This window comes from Sporosarcina sp. FSL K6-1508, assembly GCF_038007465.1.
Classification (GTDB): domain Bacteria; phylum Bacillota; class Bacilli; order Bacillales_A; family Planococcaceae; genus Sporosarcina; species Sporosarcina psychrophila_B.
The window spans coordinates 2,540,637-2,559,514 of the sequence record NZ_JBBOXF010000001.1; the positions used below are offsets into that span (position 1 = coordinate 2,540,637).

The 18,878-nt window shown below is 43.4% G+C and carries 17 protein-coding genes, 1 riboswitch and 1 other annotated feature; of the genes, 13 read left to right on the plus strand and 4 right to left on the minus strand.

The window, feature by feature from the left end; translation table 11 throughout:
• Positions 1–9: 9 nt before the first annotated feature.
• Both queF and MKZ11_RS12675 read right to left on the minus strand, forming a co-directional pair.
• Positions 10–507 carry a preQ(1) synthase gene (gene queF / locus MKZ11_RS12670; RefSeq protein ID WP_340794783.1) on the minus strand — a complete coding sequence of 166 codons (498 nt, stop codon included), beginning with the start codon at positions 505–507 and terminating at the stop codon, positions 10–12.
• Between the two features lie 87 nt (positions 508–594).
• Positions 595–638, minus strand: a riboswitch (PreQ1 riboswitch).
• Positions 639–665: 27 nt separating this feature from the next.
• On the minus strand, positions 666–1,832 hold the full coding sequence (locus MKZ11_RS12675) for an MFS transporter (RefSeq protein ID WP_340794784.1): 1,167 nt from the start codon (positions 1,830–1,832) through the stop codon (positions 666–668).
• Positions 1,833–1,995: 163 nt separating this feature from the next.
• Here MKZ11_RS12675 and MKZ11_RS12680 point away from each other — a divergent pair, with 163 nt between their 5' ends.
• From MKZ11_RS12680 to MKZ11_RS12710, 7 genes are all read left to right on the plus strand, one after another.
• Positions 1,996–3,102, plus strand: coding sequence for a hypothetical protein (locus tag MKZ11_RS12680; RefSeq protein ID WP_340794785.1), 1,107 nt, complete (start codon positions 1,996–1,998; stop codon positions 3,100–3,102).
• Between the two features lie 16 nt (positions 3,103–3,118).
• Positions 3,119–4,099, plus strand: a complete 981-nt coding sequence (locus MKZ11_RS12685) for a diaminopimelate dehydrogenase (protein WP_340794786.1) — start codon at positions 3,119–3,121, stop codon at positions 4,097–4,099.
• Between the two features lie 219 nt (positions 4,100–4,318).
• Positions 4,319–5,407 carry a M42 family metallopeptidase gene (locus MKZ11_RS12690; protein ID WP_340794787.1) on the plus strand — a complete coding sequence of 363 codons (1,089 nt, stop codon included), beginning with the start codon at positions 4,319–4,321 and terminating at the stop codon, positions 5,405–5,407.
• A 144-nt stretch (positions 5,408–5,551) separates the two neighbouring features.
• Positions 5,552–6,514, plus strand: coding sequence for an ornithine carbamoyltransferase (gene argF / locus MKZ11_RS12695; protein WP_340797003.1), 963 nt, complete (start codon positions 5,552–5,554; stop codon positions 6,512–6,514).
• 330 nt (positions 6,515–6,844) lie between these two features.
• On the plus strand, positions 6,845–7,048 hold the full coding sequence (locus MKZ11_RS12700; protein ID WP_340794788.1) for a helix-turn-helix transcriptional regulator: 204 nt from the start codon (positions 6,845–6,847) through the stop codon (positions 7,046–7,048).
• A gap of 2 nt (positions 7,049–7,050) precedes the next feature.
• Positions 7,051–7,539, plus strand: a complete 489-nt coding sequence (locus MKZ11_RS12705; protein WP_340794789.1) for a hypothetical protein — start codon at positions 7,051–7,053, stop codon at positions 7,537–7,539.
• Positions 7,539–7,982, plus strand: coding sequence for a small multi-drug export protein (locus tag MKZ11_RS12710; protein WP_340797004.1), 444 nt, complete (start codon positions 7,539–7,541; stop codon positions 7,980–7,982). Before MKZ11_RS12705 ends, MKZ11_RS12710 begins: the two co-directional genes overlap by 1 nt.
• A 143-nt stretch (positions 7,983–8,125) precedes the next feature.
• On the opposite strand, the gene sspI is transcribed toward MKZ11_RS12710, so the two are convergent.
• Complete coding sequence (gene sspI / locus MKZ11_RS12715) at positions 8,126–8,338, minus strand: small acid-soluble spore protein SspI (RefSeq protein WP_340794790.1); 213 nt, start codon at positions 8,336–8,338, stop codon at positions 8,126–8,128.
• Positions 8,339–8,429: 91 nt separating this feature from the next.
• On the opposite strand from sspI, the gene MKZ11_RS12720 reads away from it, so the two are divergent.
• The 4 genes from MKZ11_RS12720 to MKZ11_RS12735 all read left to right on the plus strand — a co-directional run bounded on the left by MKZ11_RS12720 (position 8,430) and on the right by MKZ11_RS12735 (position 16,510).
• Entirely contained in the window at positions 8,430–9,194 is a 765-nt protein-coding gene (locus tag MKZ11_RS12720) for a TrmH family RNA methyltransferase (RefSeq protein WP_340794791.1), read from the plus strand.
• A 60-nt stretch (positions 9,195–9,254) separates the two neighbouring features.
• Positions 9,255–9,485: a binding site (T-box leader), on the plus strand.
• A gap of 188 nt (positions 9,486–9,673) precedes the next feature.
• Positions 9,674–10,711, plus strand: a complete 1,038-nt coding sequence (gene pheS / locus MKZ11_RS12725; protein WP_340794792.1) for a phenylalanine--tRNA ligase subunit alpha — start codon at positions 9,674–9,676, stop codon at positions 10,709–10,711.
• A 13-nt stretch (positions 10,712–10,724) separates the two neighbouring features.
• A complete protein-coding gene (pheT, locus tag MKZ11_RS12730; protein ID WP_340794793.1) occupies positions 10,725–13,136 on the plus strand; it encodes a phenylalanine--tRNA ligase subunit beta in 2,412 nt (803 codons plus the stop codon).
• 215 nt (positions 13,137–13,351) lie between these two features.
• Positions 13,352–16,510 carry a DEAD/DEAH box helicase gene (locus MKZ11_RS12735; RefSeq protein ID WP_340794794.1) on the plus strand — a complete coding sequence of 1,053 codons (3,159 nt, stop codon included), beginning with the start codon at positions 13,352–13,354 and terminating at the stop codon, positions 16,508–16,510.
• Positions 16,511–16,986: 476 nt separating this feature from the next.
• On the opposite strand, the gene rnhC is transcribed toward MKZ11_RS12735, so the two are convergent.
• Positions 16,987–17,922 carry a ribonuclease HIII gene (gene rnhC / locus MKZ11_RS12740; protein ID WP_340794795.1) on the minus strand — a complete coding sequence of 312 codons (936 nt, stop codon included), beginning with the start codon at positions 17,920–17,922 and terminating at the stop codon, positions 16,987–16,989.
• Positions 17,923–17,994: 72 nt separating this feature from the next.
• On the opposite strand from rnhC, the gene zapA reads away from it, so the two are divergent.
• Both zapA and MKZ11_RS12750 read left to right on the plus strand, forming a co-directional pair.
• Complete coding sequence (zapA, locus tag MKZ11_RS12745; protein WP_445327047.1) at positions 17,995–18,273, plus strand: cell division protein ZapA; 279 nt, start codon at positions 17,995–17,997, stop codon at positions 18,271–18,273.
• Between the two features lie 9 nt (positions 18,274–18,282).
• Positions 18,283–18,822 (plus strand): CvpA family protein, encoded by a 540-nt coding sequence (locus MKZ11_RS12750; protein ID WP_340794797.1) that lies wholly within the window; start codon positions 18,283–18,285, stop codon positions 18,820–18,822.
• The last annotated feature ends 56 nt before the right edge of the window (positions 18,823–18,878 follow it).

Here is an 18,878-nt window from a genome sequence, read left to right on the forward strand (position 1 = left end):
CACCTCTTCTTATCGGTTATCAATTTTTTCCGGATACATATCGTGATTCATCATACGGTGTTCTGCCATTTCTTCATATTTCGTTCCCGGTTTGCCGTAGTTGCAGTAAGGGTCAATTGACAACCCACCACGTGGAGTGAATTTCCCCCACACTTCGATATAGCGCGGTTCAATCAGGTTAATTAAATCATTCATAATAATATTGACGCAGTCTTCATGGAAATCACCATGATTGCGGAAACTAAACAAATACAATTTAAGTGCTTTACTTTCCACTAGTTTTTTATCCGGCACGAAACTGATATACATCGTAGCAAAATCGGGTTGGCCCGTCATCGGACAAAGTGATGTAAACTCCGGACAGTTGAATTTGACGAAGTAATCGCGTTCCACATGCATATTGTCGACAGCCTCTAAAATGTCGGGATTGTACTCGAACAAGTATTTCGTGTTTTGATTGCCGAGCAAAGTTAAGTCGGTCAATGTTGATTCATCTCTTCCAGCCAATTAAAAAAACCTCCCGTATAATTTGTCAGGGAGGTCCATAGGCGCCGAAAAAAAGAGCCATGTCGAATGGACATGGCGTAGATTCCGTCATCCATAGTTTTTTATAGAGGGTCGCTATGAACCTCTCCCGAACAGGGTTATTCGTTTCGTCTCTGACATTAAACGACTGAAGATGATTTGTCAATAGACCCTTTTTTCTTCAATCCGATCAGAGTATATAGTGCGACTGCCAGCAAGATGAACCCTGTCAACATGAAAGCCCCTTGGAAGTCCAGATTCAGAAGACCAATCACACCTGATCCTGCAACCACACCAATCGAGAAGAACGCGTAAAAGTACCCATATGCTTTCCCGCGGAATTCAGCCGAAGATGAATCGATCAGCAGTGAATTGATGGATGGAAACAGGAAAGCGAATCCTGCACCATAAATAGCCATTGCTAGATACAAGTTAGTCAATTCCTCGATTTGGCTCAGGAACAACATACTCACTCCCATAAGTGATATACCGAATGCTAGTGTCACAACTGGCCGAACCCGGTCAAATATCCGATTGATCGGCAATAAAAAGATCAGAATTGCGACTACACCGAATGTGCTCAGCAAAATACCGGTTGTTTTTGTATCAAATCCAAGCGACTCAACTTTTAAAGGCAGGACAAGGGCAAGTACACCCTGTGAAAACATTAAAAAGAACGCTCCTGCAAATGCTCTGACCATTCCAGGATGGCGGAATAGGTGGATGACCCGAAAATTTTCCGCTTTTTGTGAAGATTGTTTTCGCACATATGTAAACGAACGAAGAACGAAGAATGCAAGTATTGCCAGTAACATCATGATGCCGCCGTTGACCGTCATAATGAAAGGCGTGCTTGTTTTAGCAGCAACAATTCCGCCATACGCCGGACCAACAATTGCAGCCATTCCGACAAATGCACCTGAAATTGCAACACTTTTACCACGTTTCGATTCTTCTGCACGGTTTGCCAGAAAAGTGAAAGCCGCAGGGACAATCAAGCCTTCCATGAAACCATGGACAAATCGGACACCAAGCAGTGACATCGGACCGGATACGACTGTATAAAAGAAGAGGGATAACGCTGATGCGAACAGACCCAATACGAGTATGAGGAACGGTCCTCTTTTGTCAGTCATGAAACCGGAAATGATATTCCCGATTGTATTTGAGAATGAATACATACCGACCACAAGTCCGACCAAAAATGGCGTTGCACCAAGTGATAATGCAAACGGGCTCATCACGGGCAGTTGCGAAAATAAATCAAAAAACGAGAAAAATACAATAAGATAAACAAAACCGCGCATATTAAAGCCTCTTTTCAAATGATAGATACCCTAGTATACTTTAGCATTTTTTAGACCTAAGGGGAAAAGGACAGATTGTGAACAATACATATTCTTTGGCAATTAATGAAGGATAACGATAAGATTAATGAAATATATGAATGGATAAAGGGGGAAACGGTGAGTGGGCTTTCTTAAAAACTTATTTAAAAAGCAAGACGATACTGAAATTGTCAATGAAATCGAAAAGCAATATATTTTCGTTCAGCTTGACTTGGAGCATTATTACGAACCGTTTTATGCAAGGGATTTGTTAAATAAGCCAGCGGTAGATTTGAAGCGACCTGAATATATGGGTGTTCACAATTCATTCGCCGCAGGAGCGTCACTAATCCCGCATATCAAAGCAGATACTTCCCTTGAATTGTTCATTCAAACCGATCATTTCGATTTGGAGAAAGTCATCAAAGCGGGTATTACGGTGAAACATGCGCAATCATCCGTTGATAGGATAGTGATGGAAGCAATTATTTGGAAGAGTGACGGTCGGGTGGATACGATTCCATTTATGCTGAATATCCGTATTGATGACGAGAAATCGAGATTGGCTGCTGCATTAATCAGTGTTCAAAAAGAGATTCCATTCTATTTTGGACGAGTTATGAATGAAGTGTTCACAATCGAAAAGCAATTGCTTGTAAACATGCCGGAAGCGGTCCAAGAAGATCTGCAAATCACTTTCGCAGAACTGTATAGTGACGAACCCAGAAAATCCGGACCATTCATCGAGCTGGAAAGCCTAACAGAACGTGAAATGACGACCACCGGATGGGTCATGCATTTTGATAATGGGAAGTTGGGGACAGAGCTAGATTTATCTTTGATGAAAATAAAAATTCTGCGTACAGCTTTTGATAAGATTAACCGTCTAGGTGTCAAAGGCAAGTTTACTGGATGGATTGCAGAAAATGTAGCGGATCCAAGCGGAACGGGTTTATACGGTGAGACGACGACGTTTATCTTTAGATCATCAGAATCGATGTATGGCAATGAAAAAGTGCATAGTGAAATTTTGCAATATATGAACTCGTTAAAAGGATTTATTCGTGAGGACAGCGGCTATCCGCTCCAGTACGAAGGCCTTCCTGTGCTGAGACAAACTGGCGGTAGCTATGGGTTCGTTGCGATTGATGAAGATTTTCTTGTGAAAGCAGACGAGTTATATAGAAAAATGACCAATAAAGAGATAAACTTATACCATAAATTGCTGAAACTGAATGCAAGAGATTGAAAGGGGAAATATAACGATGACGATCAGAGTTGGAATTGCAGGTTACGGAAATTTGGGACGTGGTGTTGAATCCGCAATTGGTCAAAATAAAGATATGGAACTGGTCGGCGTGTTTACAAGAAGAAATCCGGAAGACGTGAAATTGCTGAATGGCAATATACCCGTTCATATGATGGATGACATTCAAAAATATACTGATGCAATTGATGTACTCATCCTTTGCGGCGGATCGAAAAATGATCTACCTGAGCAGGGCCCGGCACTATCAACTTTATTCAACACGGTGGACAGCTTTGATACACATGCCAAAATTCCAGGTTATTTTGAAGCGGTCGATGCATCTGCAAAACCGAATGGTAAGACTGCAATCATTTCTGTCGGCTGGGATCCGGGTTTATTCTCCATCAACCGTTTATACGGCGAGGCCGTTTTATCGGAAGGCGCGACATACACATTTTGGGGCAAAGGATTGAGCCAAGGACATTCCGATGCGCTCAGAAGAATTGAGGGGGTTAAAGGTGCCGTCCAGTATACGATTCCTGTTCCGGACGCAGTTGACCGAGTACGCGGTGGCTCGTTGCCTGAATTGACGACGCGTGAGAAGCATACCCGCGAATGTTACGTAGTTTTAGAGGATGGCGTTGACGCAGAAAACGTGAGAAATACGATCGTGACGATGCCCGACTACTTCACTGACTATGACACGACAGTAACATTCATTACGGCGGAGGAATTAAAAAGGGAACACTCAGCGATGCCACATGGCGGTTTCGTAATTCGCAGCGGCAAGACAGGTGAAGGCAACGCACAAGTGATGGAGTACTCATTGAAACTAGATAGCAATCCCGAATTTACGTCAAGCGTACTTGTTGCATATGCACGTGCAGCTTACAGGTTAAATCAAAACGGTGAAACGGGTGCAAAAACAGTATTTGATATCGCTCCTGGTTTGCTATCGCCGAAAAGCGCTGCAGATTTGCGGAAAGAATTGCTATAAAACGACTTGGATCTGGGTGACAGTCACCTAGGCAATTCTGAAACAAACACAACAATCATGTTAATTATGTTTCTTTGTATAATTTGAAAACTATCCCTCGATCGTTCTAATGATTGAGGGATAGTTTTCATCTGATAATTTTAAATCCGAAATGTTTTGATAATGATCTTCATTTCGCATATACTACTCTTGTACAACATATTTAGGAGGTCGAAGGAATTGACGAAATTAGACGAAACATTAGTGATGCTAAAAGAGCTTACAGATGCAAAAGGAATTCCTGGTAACGAACGTGAACCACGCGAAGTAATGAAAAAGTACATAGAGCCGTTTGCAGATGAAATTGAACAGGACGGTCTTGGTTCATTAATCGCAAAGAAAACAGGCGAGGAAAACGGACCTAAAATTATGTTGGCAGGACATCTGGATGAAGTTGGATTCATGATTTCTAAAATTGACGATAAAGGTTTCCTATCATTCCAAACAGTTGGCGGCTGGTGGTCACAAGTGATGCTTGCACAACGCGTAACAATCGTTACACGCAAAGGCGATACAGTGACAGGCGTCATCGGATCGAAACCACCGCATATCCTATCACCGGAAGCGCGTAAAAAACCAGTTGATATTAAGGATATGTTCATTGACGTCGGTGCAAATTCGAAAGAAGAAGCAATGAAATGGGGCATCCTGCCTGGAGACATGGTTGTACCATATTTCGAATTTACTGTGATGAATAATGAAAAATACCTGCTTGCAAAAGCGTGGGACAACCGTATCGGCTGTGCAATTGCGATTGACGTAATGAAAGCACTTAAAGATGAAAAACACCCGAACATCGTTTTTGGAGTTGGAGCTGCACAAGAAGAAATTGGTCTTCGCGGAGCTCGTACAGCTGCAACGAAAATCCAGCCGGACATCGGATTTGCAGTTGACGTTGGAATAGCAGGCGATACGCCAGGTGTCACATCTAAAGAAGCAACGGGAAAAATGGGAGACGGTCCACAAATTCTACTCTTTGACGCTTCAATGGTTTCGCATAAAGGTTTGCGCGAGCTTGTTGTTGATACGGCTGAAGAAAACGGTATTCCTTATCAGTTTGAAACAATCCCAGGCGGCGGTACAGATGCAGGCTCCATCCATCTTTCTGGAAAAGGTGTACCATCACTTGCAATCTGTATACCAACTCGCTATATTCATTCGCATGCAGGCATTCTGCACCGCGATGATTATGAAAATACAGTGAAACTGATTGTTGAGGTCGTTAAGAAATTGGACCGTGACACAGTGAATAAGATTACATTCGAATAAAAAAACGAATAAACTGCTCAAGCTAGAAAAATGGCTTGGGCAGTTTTTTTATTCTGATAAATCTATAATAATACACTTGACTTTATATTTATGCATACATATAATCAGAGATACCAATTGAAAAAGACGTTAGGGGATGAAGGAATGTTGACGATTGAAACGGAAAAAACAAAAATTGCTGAAGGGTTGAAAGGAAGAGACTTACTGACCCTTCTAGATTACACACATGGTGAGATATCGTATTTGTTGAATATGGCGAATGACATGAAAAAAGATATGGCTTTAGGGAAAATGCCGGACTTGCTGGCCGGGAAAACGCTCGGAATGATTTTTGAAAAACATTCAACGCGTACACGTATCTCGTTTGAAGTCGGCATGATTCAGCTGGGCGGGCATGCGATGTTCATGAATGCGCGCGACTTGCAGATCGGGCGCGGCGAGTCGGTTTATGATACAGGGCATGTATTGTCTGAGTATTTGGATGGCGTTATGATTCGTGCAAACTCGCATGAAATGGTGAAAGAATTAGCAGAACATACCTCGGTTCCTGTGATCAATGGCTTGACGGATATCTTTCATCCATGTCAGGCGTTAGCGGATTTGCTAACAGTTTTGGAAGTGAAAGGTTCATTAGCGGGAATGAAATTAGCATATGTCGGGGATGGCAATAATGTGGCGCATTCACTAGTGATTGCCGCTGCACATATGGGCATGCATGTAGCTGTTGCAACACCGAAAGGGTTTGAATACAATCCGAATCTTCTAGTGAAAGCAAAAATGATAGCTGTTAAAAACGGTGGAAGTGTCTTTGAAACAACGAATCCAGTTGAGGCTGTTGCAGATGCAGATGTCGTTTATACAGACGTCTGGACGAGTATGGGCCAAGAAGAAGAAACGGCAGCACGCCTAGAAGTGTTCAAAGAGTTTCAAATTAATGATGGATTGGTTGCTCATGCGAAAAAAGATTATATGTTCTTGCATTGCTTGCCAGCACACCGTGAGGAAGAAGTCGCAACCTCCGTTATCGATGGTCCGAATTCTTATGTTTTCCAACAGGCTGGGAATCGATTGCATGCGCAAAAAGCGGTGCTTGCTTCATTGGTGTAATAAAATAGGTTAACAAGTCCAGGTTTTTGTGTGAGTAACGCGTGTCGGTCATAAATATGTCTCACGGTGGTCATAACGGGCTTCGAGGCGGTCATAAATATACCCATGGCGAGCATAACAGGCTCCATGGCGTTCATAACGTAATCGATAGTCGAGACTAGATCAAAAAACGCATTAAAATTCAGGGCAATTACTAAAATTAAACTTCTATAGGTTAAAAAGTCCAGGTTCTGATACCTGGGCTTTTTTTGTACATTAAACTTAACATAGAGTTAATAATACTATACATAATGTTAAGTTTAGTGTACATTTTGAATAGGAGGTGTCACGATGTTAAAGAATCGACTAAAAGAATTGCGGGCACGACATGATTTCACACAAATTGAACTGGCTAAACGCGTTGGCGTGACACGACAAACAATTGGCTTTATCGAAAAAGGGGAATTTTCACCGTCTGTGACACTGTCATTGAGACTGGCACGTGCATTGGAATGTGACATTAACGAATTATTTTGGTTGGAAGGGGATGAATGACAATGAAGAATGATATGAGAATTACGTATCCATTATGGCAAATGGGAGTCATCGTTATAGCAATGTTGCTCACTTGGCTGGTTGGTTTATCTTCAGTTTTCACAGTGGGCGATAGGACCTTGGAGGTCAATATTCAAGGGGAATGGGGAGTGGTTTGGGGAGTTGTACTGCTTGTTTTCGTTTTCTATTTAGCGTTATTTACTTGGAATGTTGCTAAGCACAATAAACGGATGCCGAATCATAAAATAAACGTTTTCTCATGGAAGCCACAAGAATATATGGAGGATGACGAACTATTTCAAGAGTTTACGAAACGTGCGACAAAGAAAGTCTATACTTATTTTGTTTGGTCCATTCCACTTTTTGCTGGTTTGTCTTTAGGACTTCAACTCGGAACGATTGGGATGATAATGGGTCTTTTGCTTCTTTCGATGGGGCAATATTTAATTTATTACACACAAATCAAGAAATATGTGGAGGTGGATGAATGATGGTTGAATATTTTTTAGTGTTTCTAGGTGCCGCGATTCCATGGTTAGAAATTGCACTCGTCATACCTGTTGGAATCCTTAGAGGTTTATCCCCATTTTGGGTTATGACTCTTGCGTTTGTTGGTAATATGCTGACGGTGCTGATTCTCATTATTGCATTCCAAAAGGTGAAGGAATGGATGGAGGCTAGGAAAAAGAAAGATGGGACAGGGGAATCGAAGCGGACGGAACGAGGTAAACGAATTTGGAATAAATACGGTATGCCAGGATTGGCGCTACTTGGTCCAATTTTAATCGGAACACATATTGCAGCTTTTATCGGATTGTTATTTGGAGCAAGCAAAGTGAATACGACCATTTGGATGACGATTAGCATTGCATTATGGACGCTTGTATTCGGCATTGCGACAGCGATGGGCTTCGATTTTTTCGTTAAAAACTGAAAACCGCGTCAAGTTACCATGTTTGAATGAGGGAAACTGATGAATTTAGAAAGGGGCTTAAAATGAATAGACCAGTGAAAAAAGAAGTCTTTTTCGTACAATAATTGCGCGGGTGACAGTCACCCGCGCAATTCATACACAATTCAACTCGCCGCAAATACTTGTGCTAGCTCTCCGGCCATCTTTGTTTTTTCCTGTTCTCCTGAACTGTTCCACAGCTTTTCGAAAAATACGCCGAGTCCTGGTAGCAGGTGCTCTTCGCCTCGCTTGATGGCATCTTCCACGACGTTTCGGATATCATCCGCGGTATTATTCGTCATGTTTGCCGTTATTGCATCTCGTATTTGGAAATCCATTTTATCAACCTCCCACACTCATTTTGTACACAAATATCGCCAACTATACCGTCATTTGATACACTGAAAAGAAAAAGGCGGTAACTTACATATGAAACGCATTGAATCCTCACAAAACGCACTCGTGAAACATTGGAAAAAGCTTGTCACGACGCGAAAAGAACGCGATCAGTCGAAAGAATTCCTTGTCGAAGGTTTTCATCTAGTCGAAGAAGCAATAAAAAATGACAAAACAATTTTATCATTGATCCTTCGGGACGGTGTAGAGATTCCCGAAGGATGGTCTATTGAGGGCGTAAAGCTTATTGAAATAACAGAAGCGATCGCTAAAGAAATTTCAGAGACGGGACAGTCGCAAGGCATTTACGCACATTGCCGTCAGCCGGAGCAGGCGGAAGAGGGCTATGCGTCATGGAAGAAACTATTGATGATTGACGCTGTCCAAGATCCTGGTAATGTGGGTACGATGATCCGGACGGCTGATGCTGCCGGAATGGATGCAGTTATTCTTGGCATTGGAACAGCAGATGCCTTTAACCCGAAAACAGTAAGGTCCGCGCAAGGCTCGCATTTCAATATACCAATTGTAAAAGGCGATCTTATTGAATGGACTGTTAAGGCGAAGGAAGCGGGTATACAAGTTTTAGGAACTGGACTAAAAAACGCTGTGATTCATTCCGACATCTGGCCGCAAGCTGAATTCGCATTAATCGTTGGAAATGAAGGCAGCGGTGTCAATCCTGAATTGCTTGCGTTGGCGGACAATACAGTCAAGATTCCAATGTACGGAAAAGCGGAATCGTTAAACGTGGCCGTTGCTACGGGAATCCTTCTGTACACGTACTCTAAACTTTGAAATCAGCATGTTGTTGATGAACAAATCATAATCGGGTATACTAACTGTTATGAACAGAAATAAAAAGCAATGATCGGGAAAAGTAAACAACACATGAACCGAAAGGGAGTCCGCGCCAAGACTGAAAGCGCCGATGGGTAAATGGTTGTCGAAGTTCACCTCGTGAGCTGCCGCCAGGACCAGCGAAAGCTGTAAAGGTGTGCCGGTGCCGGACCGTTATTCCGATTTGAGTGATCATATCTTCGGGTATGGTAATCAGGGTGGTACCGCGAAATCGTCCTCGTCCCTTTTTTAAGGGGCGGGGTTTTTGTTTCGTCTAGTTTTAGGCACCAGGGGCTCGAGGTCAGAAGCCAATTGGGAGGGATTGAACTATATCTCTCCTGTATGCGCGAAAGAGCGCCACTTCGCAGGCTAGCCTTGTGCTAGTCGCGTCTAAGCAGGCGCCCTACACTTTTGTTTATTTTGAAAGGAGAATTGACATGGAACAACAATTGAAAGAATTAAGAGAACATGCACTTGCAAAAATTAAAGAAGCGACAAATTTAAAAGATTTAAATGAAGTCCGAGTTGCCTACTTAGGGAAAAAAGGGCCGATTACCGATCTTCTAAAAGGAATGGGGAAACTGCCCGCAGAAGAACGTCCTAAGATTGGGGCGCTCGTTAATGTCATCCGTGAAGCGGTAACAGAAGTTCTGGAAGAACGTATGGCTACACTTGAAGAACAGGCAATTAACGAACAGCTTGCCAAAGAATCAATTGATGTGACACTACCGGGACGTCCTGCACGTACTGGGAATCACCATCCACTAACACGTGTTGTTGAGGAAATCGAAGACTTCTTCATTAGCATGGGTTATGAAATTGCCGAGGGCCCTGAAGTTGAGAAAGACTATTATAACTTTGAAGCGCTGAACTTGCCAAAAGGCCATCCAGCACGTGATATGCAGGACTCTTTCTACATATCCGAAGATATTCTTCTTCGTACACATACATCACCTGTACAGGCACGAACGATGGAAGCAAAAGGCGGAGCGCCGATTAAGATTATCTGTCCAGGTAAAGTGTACCGTCGTGACAGTGATGACGCGACGCATTCACATCAGTTCACACAAATTGAAGGTCTTGTCATTGCTGAAGATATCCGCATGAGCGACTTGAAAGGTACACTTTCTTTATTCGCGAAGAAAATGTTCGGCGATGAGCGTGAAATTCGTTTGCGCCCAAGCTTCTTCCCATTCACGGAACCTTCTGTTGAAATGGATATTTCATGCTTCAAATGTGGTGGAGATGGCTGTAACGTATGTAAAAAAACCGGTTGGCTTGAAATTTTGGGAGCCGGAATGGTACACCCGAACGTGTTGAAAATGGCTGGTTATGACCCTGCTGTCGTATCAGGTTTCGCTTTCGGTATGGGACCTGAACGAATTGCAATGTTGAAATATGGTGTGGAAGATATCCGTCATTTCTATACAAATGACGTGCGGTTCGTATCACAATTCCATCGGACGGAAGCTTGAGGAGGAGACAAATATGTTAGTATCTACAAAATGGTTAAGTGAATATGTAAATATAGAGGGAATTGCTACGGCAGACCTTGCGGAGAAAATTACACGTTCGGGCATTGAAGTCGATTCCATCATCGACCGTTCTCATGGGATGACGAACGTAGTTGTAGGTTATGTGTTGGAATGTGTCAAACATCCGGAAGCGGATAAGTTGAATATTTGTCAAGTGGACGTTGGAGAAGAAACCACACAAATTATTTGTGGTGCTCCCAACGTTGCAGAAGGTCAAAAAGTCATTGTTGCACGTCCAGGCGCAGTACTACCAGGCGGCATGAAGATTAAAAAAGCAAAACTGCGTGGTGAGGAATCGAACGGAATGATCTGTTCACTTCAAGAGCTTGCAATTGAAGGCAAGCTTGTACCAAAAGCATATGCAGAAGGAATCTATGTGCTTCCTGAATCAGCTATACCAGGCGAATCCGCACTTCCGCTGCTTGACCTTGATGATCAAGTGCTTGAATTCGATTTAACGCCAAACCGTTCAGATGCACTCAGCATGATAGGCGTTGCGTATGAAGTTGGAGCGATTTTATCACAAGGCATCCAGCTCCCTGAAATTAATTACACGGCTTCAAATGAAAAAGCCGAAGATATGCTGAAACTGCGTATCGATGCAAAAGAAGAAAATCCGATGTACGTAGCGAAAGTCGTGAAAAACGTTAAAGTAGCAGCATCGCCATTATGGCTTCAGAACCGCTTGATGGCTGCTGGCGTACGTCCACACAATAACGTTGTCGACATCACAAACTTTGTCTTGATGGAATACGGTCAGCCGCTTCATGCATTTGACTATGACCGTCTTGGAACAGGTGAAATCGCTGTTCGTCTTGCGGAACAAGGTGAACAAATTACGACGTTGGATGATACTGAACGAACGTTGGAAGCGCATCAACTTGTTATTACGAACGGTAAAGAACCTGTAGCGATTGCTGGCGTAATGGGTGGATTAAATACGGAAGTACATGATGGAACGACGACGGTTGTCATCGAATCTGCTTACTTCGCACCAGGATCTGTCCGCCGCACTTCGAGAGAGCTTGGGCTTCGTAGTGATGCGAGTACACGTTTTGAAAAAGGAGTCGATCCTAATCGAGTCGAAGCGGCAGCAGAACGTGCCGCACAGCTTATGGCTGAAATTGCGGGGGGCGAAGTGCTTGCTGGATCTGTCATTGTTGATGAACTCGATAAAACGCCTATACGAATTACTGTTTCACCGGATTATATCAACAACCGTCTTGGCATGAAAATCCCACTTGAAGAGATGCTAACTATTTTAGACGGGTTGCAAATCCCAACAGAAGCTGTGAACGGAAAACTTATCATAGATGCGCCGACACGCAGGCAGGATCTTCGAATCCAAGAGGATATTATCGAAGAAATTGCTCGTATGTATGGTTACGACTTGATTCCAATGACACTTCCTGTAACCGAATCAAGGCCGGGTGGATTGACGCCATATCAGGCGAAACGTCGAACAGTCAGAGCGTTCCTTGAAGGTGCAGGCCTCTACCAGGCACTGACATATTCATTAACATCTAAGGAACAGGCGCAAAACTATGCACTTGAAACAGCACCCGTAACAGAGCTCCTGATGCCGATGAGTGAAGAGCGCAGTATTCTTCGTCAAAGCCTTATCCCGCATCTCCTTGAGGCGGCAACATACAATGTGGCACGCCGTATGGACTCAGTAGCGCTTTATGAAACAGGTTCGGTATTCCTTGGAGTAGAGGAAGACGGCCTGCCCCAAGAAGTTGAACATGTGGCAGCTGTCATTACAGGAAAATGGATCGACCACGCATGGCAAGCCGAAACGAAATCTGTTGACTTCTTTGTTCTAAAAGGGATTGTTGAAGGGATGATGGATAGTCTTGGTCTAGTTGAGAAACTGTCATTTGAAACAGCTGTTCTCGACGGGATGCACCCGGGTCGCACGGCGAATATATTCCATAACGGAGAACGGATAGGTTTGATTGGTCAAATCCATCCAACGGAACAGAAGAAACGTGATTTGAAAAACACTTATGTCATGGAAATGAATCTTGCTAAAATCCTTTCCGTCGAAACGGATGAATTGGTATACGTTCCGGTTCCGCGTTTCCCGTCAAGTTCGAGAGACATCGCACTTGTCGTATCGAGCGAAACTTCAGCAGGTACGCTTGAGAATGTTATACGGCATGCTGGGGGCAAGTTGTTGAAAGACGTTAGATTGTTTGACCTATATGAAGGGGATAACGTTGAGAATGGCAAGAAATCACTTGCATTCTCTCTGACGTATGCAGCTCCTGAACGCACATTGACAGACGAAGAAGTCGTCAAGGCGCACGAAAAAGTATTGAACGCATTAACGACAGAAGCAGGAGCTTTGCTTCGGGGATAAATAAAATCAAGAGGCACACAGAATTCTATTCTGTGTGCCTCTTTTGGGGGAAATGCAATTAGAAAAGAAAAGTTGCAATTAAAAATGAAGAGTTATAGTTACATACTAACTTGTTATTTCTGTTATCATGCCTTAGGTGATTGGCATCATACTAAAGAACGTTTGTTTGATATAATGAAATGTATATTAGGAATTCAGTGGTTCTGGGAAGGAGGTTGGACGTCGTAATCACGCAAAAGCAAATAATGGACTTGTGCGGGAACAGTTCGTTTAAAAGAGGCGAAGCCTTTCATCATTCGGGGAAAGTGACGATTGAACAATATACCGGCATGCATTGTCAAGCGACCGTGGCCGGAAGGGAAAACTTTCATGTCACAATCGACGATGAAGGGGAAGACGGGATTCGGACGGAGTGCAGTTGTCCATCGCTTCCTTTCTATCCGTACAAATGCCAGCATGTCGCCGCGGTAATGCATGCCATCTCTCGACTTGACGAGCCTTCAGGAGATTCTGCGGTGACTGACGGTCTGTTATCCCTTTTTAATGAAAAGCCTACAAGGTCAAGTGGGCATCAGCTTCATTTTGAAGACCGGGAAGTGATTGACCTGCTTTTCACGTGGATGCCTGTTGCCGTCAAGGGCGGACATATGCTCGGCATCGAAATACAAATCGGTTCAGTTTCCGTGCAGCATATCCGGGGCTTTTTGAGTCAGGTGAATGAAGGAAAACCTACTGCCCTTTCGCCAACTTTTACGTTTGATTCGAACCTCCATTGTTTCCAGCAAGAAGCGGATGCTGTTCTCCAACAGCTCATTCGAATTAATCAAGAGGAAAAGATGTCTGTAGCCGACCACTCAATCAGCCCGCAAACGTTACTCATCCCACCCACATCTTGGGATAGACTACTACCGTTTTTGAACCTTGCACCACTAGTAAGGTCGGAGCATGGTGGAAAACGCATTGTCGGCGTGCCGCTCTCAAATGGGACATTGCCCGTAAAGTTTCGTTTTGACAGGCTGGAAAGCAAGGGGCATTATTTGGAAATTGACGGATTGGCCTATGTTCTTGTTCTTCAAGCTTATCATTCCGTCCTATGCAACGGGCAATTGTTTCAGCTGGACAGTGAGGATTGCAAACGTCTTGCTGATCTCAAGCAGATGGTCGAAACCTCAGGAGCCCGTCAACTGCCGATATCCAATGAACAAATCGGTTTTTTCCTAGAAAAGGTCGTCCCGGGGTTGCGGAGAATAGGTGAAGTCCAACTTGCCGAAATAGTTTTGGACAAACTCGTGAAATCTCCATTGCAAGCCATGCTGTACGTCGATCGGGTAAATAATCGTCTTCTTGCAAGTTTGGAGTTCCAATACGAACATATCGTCATTAATCCATTAACGGAAGGGGATTTGCCGACGGGCTCGGTACTGGTTCGTGACTTGGAGAAGGAAGGAAACATCCTTGCGTTCATGAAAGAAAGTTCGTTTACGGAAAACGATGAAGGTTATTTATTGCACAATGAAGCATTGGAATATGAATTTCTACAGCATACCCTTCCGAAATTGCAAAAACTCGTGAGGGTATATGCGACGACAGCGGTCAAGAATCGGATTTTTAGAGGGCATGCCCGTCCACGGATTCGCGTAAAATCAAAGGAAGAGCGAACAAACTGGCTTGAGTTTAAATTTAAGTTGGACGGTATACCGGACAAGCAAATACATGAAGTCCTTGAAGCTTTGGAGGAAAAAAGGAAGTATTACCGCTTGCGGGATGGAGCCCTCCTTTCATTAGAAACAAAGGAATTTGAAGACATCCAACGTTTTTTGAATGAAGTTCCTGATGGGCTGGACGACCTAGAAAAAGGCTTGACCGTTCCGATAGGACGCGGAATCCGCTTCCTCGATAGTGCCGATGAGGAGGGAATGTTCTCACTAGAAGCATCGGCGCGTCAGTTTTTTGAACGCCTCCTTAATCCTGATAGTACGGGAATTGAGGTGCCTACGCAATTGGAAACGGTTCTTCGAACTTATCAAAAACAGGGGTACCAGTGGATGAAAACCTTAGCATCCCATGGCTTAGGGGGCGTGCTGGCGGATGATATGGGGCTTGGCAAAACATTGCAGAGCATTGCGTTCATCCTGTCGGTGCTTCCTGAAATTCGTGATAAAAAACGGCGGGTCTTAATTGTTTGTCCCTCTTCTTTAACGTACAACTGGCTTAGTGAGTTTCAAAAATTCACTCCTGAAATTAATGCGGCAATCATGGACGGGCCAAAAAAGGTAAGGACGAAGCGGCAGAATGATATAGAAGGCAAAGATGTATTAATTACCTCCTATCAGTTGATTCGTCGGGATATCCAATGGTTTGAGAAACAAGACTTTCTGACGATCTTTTTTGACGAGGCGCAGGCATTCAAAAACCCAATCACTCAAACAGCACGCGCAGTGAAAAAGTTGCATGCTGACAATCGATTCGCGCTGACGGGAACCCCTGTTGAAAATTCAGTGGAAGAACTTTGGTCCATATTTCACGTCGTATTTCCCGAACTATTCATGGGGTTGCGTGAATATAGTGAACTCACACCGAAAGCGATATCCCGTCGCATTCGACCATTTTTGTTGCGGCGGCTGAAAGAAGATGTCCTCGCAGAGCTTCCGGAAAAAATTAAGTCAATGGAGACTTCGGATCTGCTTCCTGACCAGAAGATGATCTATGCCGCCTATTTAGCAAAGCTGCGCCACGATACGTTAAAGCACTTGGATAAGAATACGATCCAAAAGAATAAAATCAAAATCCTCGCCGGACTGACCCGGTTGCGGCAAATCTGTTGCCACCCGGCATTGTTCGTGAATGGCTATCAAGGAAGTTCGGCGAAGTTTGAGCAGCTGAAACAACTAATTGAAGAATCGAAGCTCGCAGGAAGAAGGGTATTGATCTTTTCGCAATTCACGAAAATGCTTGGAATTATCGGCAAAGAGTTAGCGATGAACGGAACCCCTTTTTTCTATTTGGATGGCCAAACACCTTCAGAAGACCGGCTGGAAATATGCAATCGATTCAACGCAGGAGAGCGTGACTTGTTTCTTATTTCATTGAAAGCGGGTGGAGCTGGTCTCAATTTGACAGGGGCCGACACGGTCATACTGTACGATCTTTGGTGGAATCCAGCAGTGGAGGAACAAGCCGCGGACCGCGCCCATCGCATCGGTCAAAAGCGGGTCGTCCATGTCATCAAACTGGTTGCTCGTGGAACGATTGAAGATAAAATGAATGAATTACAGGAGAAGAAAAGAGATTTGATTGAAGAAATCATTGACCCGAAAGATACTACAAGTACATCACTCACCGTGGATAATATTCGGGAGTTGCTGGAGATATAGATGAAAAAAGGTACTGATAAAAGAAAGAGATAGCAACAGCTAATGAGAGTTGAATTATAAAGGATTCCATAAAGAACAAATGAATGATTAACTAGTTAAAATGATTTTTATAACCTTGATTGGCTAAATGCCTTTCGAGGTTTTTTATACTTTAAACAACTCACGATTAAATCAGCCAATATTTAAATCAACTATTTCGAGATGTTAAGCAGACATACGAGACTGGTTGCAGGGATATTTAAATAAAAAGACCATGCTTAACTACTCGAGTTATATGTGTACACTACAAATGGCAAAGTCCCTAGTGATTAACAGGGGGATACTGTGAAGGGACCGTTTTTGGACTAGTTTACTATCCATTTCTTTATCCCGAATAAATACAAAACCACGATAATTAAATTGAACCCCCGAATGTCAGATCCTTTTTCAAAGTGTCTGAGTTTCGAGGGATAGTTCGGAAAAGCCTGAAGACGAAATCAACCCCTTTTCCTGGCCGCGAGATTCTTAGCTTTCCCTGCATTCGCAAAATGCCACTTCGTCAGCGATTTCAAAGTATCTTCACCGTTTTTTAATAAAATCTTGGCGGCCACCTCATCCACTCGCGGGCCCGCGCCTTTTGGAAGTGTAATTCCTGCAATACCACTCAGCCGGTCCATTTCTTCTAAAAATGCAACACGTGCAATGATTGACGCAGCTGCAACTGACATATGAAGTCCTTCCGCTTTTGTTGAAAACAACACATTCTCACGCACTATTTCAGGTTCCGTCTTAATATGATTATAATAAATGCCGCGTTCCGCAAATTGGTCAATCAAAATATAATCGGGTTTCTCGCCGTCCATTTTCCGCAGTACATGTTTAAGTGCCTGATTATGAAGAAGTGCTTTAATCTTCCCTTGCGACCAACCGCTCGCTTGCACGTCATTGTATTTTGCATTGTCAAGCGTCAAAACGCTATAAATAAGCGCTTCCTGCAAATCAGGGGCGATTTTCCGCATGAGATCATCGGTCAGCATTTTAGAATCTTTTACGCCGAGTTCGCGAACCAGTTCGACTTGATCGGCACGGACGAAACAAGCTGCAACAGTTACGGGCCCGAAGAAATCACCGGTTCCAGTTTCATCCGAACCAAGAACGGACAGTTGTGCTAACCGTTCAGGCAACAAATCACCTTTTGTTTTCACGGCGGCTGAGCCCGCTTTAACTTCCGCAATACCCCAGCGCGTAGCTTCCCGTTCAGATCCTGAGCCTTGAAACAGCACCTTCCCAGACTTGTAGGCTGTGATTGATGTATCTGGTAGCTTTGCGGCAAAAACGACTCCTGGGGCATTGCGTACGACTTTAGATGACGCATAGTGATTCATCACTTTTTTCATATCTTCACTGTTTACAATAATAACTTGATTACTCAATTTTTAACTTCCTTTCGTCGACTTAATTCACAACTAAAACCATTTCGTGGTATGATTGATAACAGAGTTTTTATGTGGGAGGTAAGGTCATTGGCAGACGAACAGAAGACGCGCATAGCAGTTGACATATACGGACAGACCTATAAAATGGTCGGTACCGAAACAAGCACTCATATGCGGCTGGTCGCCTCGATGGTCGATGAAAGGATGAGGGAGATCAGTGCCCATAACCCTTATCTCGACAGTACAAAAATCGCTGTGCTTACCGCTGTTAATAGTGTACATGATTATCTTAAATTAAAAACACAAGTTGAACAAATGGAAGAAGAATTGAATAAGCTGAAGGGTTGACGGTATTACATGCTTGATTTATTAATTATTTTCCTCCTTTTCGGGGGACTCGTAACAGGATTCAGACGAGGACTCATTGTTCAAATTATACATATGACAGGATTTATCATCGCACTCGTTGTTGCTTACTCGTACTACAAGCAACTTGCGGAAAAATTTGTTCTTTGGATTCCTTATCCAGGTGTTACTGCTGGTTCAAAATTATCCACAACGGTCGATAAGCTTGATCTTGACGAGACTTTTTATCGATTACTGGCATTTGTCTTAATTTTCCTCGTTGTCAAATTCGGCCTACAGTTAATAGCGTCAATGTTTGACTTTTTGAAGTATTTACCGGTTCTCGGTTTTGTTGCTCGTTTTACAGGAGCTGTGTTCGGATTCATAGAGTTCTATATCCTCATGTTTTTGGTACTCTATCTGCTTGCCATGCTGCCGATAGATTTTATCCAAGACAGAATAAGCAGTTCTTTGCTTGCCAAGTCGATGTTTGAACATACACCACTATTGTCTGAAACTGTGAAAAAATGGTGGTACATCTATACAAACTGACAGCTTCCCCCTTTTTGGAGGGAGGCTTTTTTCTAGAACTGTCAAGCTGGGGCGGT

What these genes read in the sequence shown, in the direction of transcription:
- sspI (WP_340794790.1), bottom strand. Translation starts at nt 8,338, where the DNA reads ATGGATTTCCAAATACGAGATGCAATAACGGCAAACATGACGAATAAT.
- zapA (WP_445327047.1), top strand. Translation starts at nt 17,995, where the DNA reads ATGTGGGAGGTAAGGTCATTGGCAGACGAACAGAAGACGCGCATAGCA.
- MKZ11_RS12710 (WP_340797004.1), top strand. Translation starts at nt 7,539, where the DNA reads ATGGTTGAATATTTTTTAGTGTTTCTAGGTGCCGCGATTCCATGGTTA.
- MKZ11_RS12685 (WP_340794786.1), top strand. Translation starts at nt 3,119, where the DNA reads ATGACGATCAGAGTTGGAATTGCAGGTTACGGAAATTTGGGACGTGGT.
- MKZ11_RS12700 (WP_340794788.1), top strand. Translation starts at nt 6,845, where the DNA reads ATGTTAAAGAATCGACTAAAAGAATTGCGGGCACGACATGATTTCACA.
- pheT (WP_340794793.1), top strand. Translation starts at nt 10,725, where the DNA reads ATGTTAGTATCTACAAAATGGTTAAGTGAATATGTAAATATAGAGGGA.
- MKZ11_RS12675 (WP_340794784.1), bottom strand. Translation starts at nt 1,832, where the DNA reads ATGCGCGGTTTTGTTTATCTTATTGTATTTTTCTCGTTTTTTGATTTA.
- pheS (WP_340794792.1), top strand. Translation starts at nt 9,674, where the DNA reads ATGGAACAACAATTGAAAGAATTAAGAGAACATGCACTTGCAAAAATT.
- MKZ11_RS12750 (WP_340794797.1), top strand. Translation starts at nt 18,283, where the DNA reads ATGCTTGATTTATTAATTATTTTCCTCCTTTTCGGGGGACTCGTAACA.
- argF (WP_340797003.1), top strand. Translation starts at nt 5,552, where the DNA reads ATGTTGACGATTGAAACGGAAAAAACAAAAATTGCTGAAGGGTTGAAA.
- MKZ11_RS12720 (WP_340794791.1), top strand. Translation starts at nt 8,430, where the DNA reads ATGAAACGCATTGAATCCTCACAAAACGCACTCGTGAAACATTGGAAA.
- MKZ11_RS12705 (WP_340794789.1), top strand. Translation starts at nt 7,051, where the DNA reads ATGAAGAATGATATGAGAATTACGTATCCATTATGGCAAATGGGAGTC.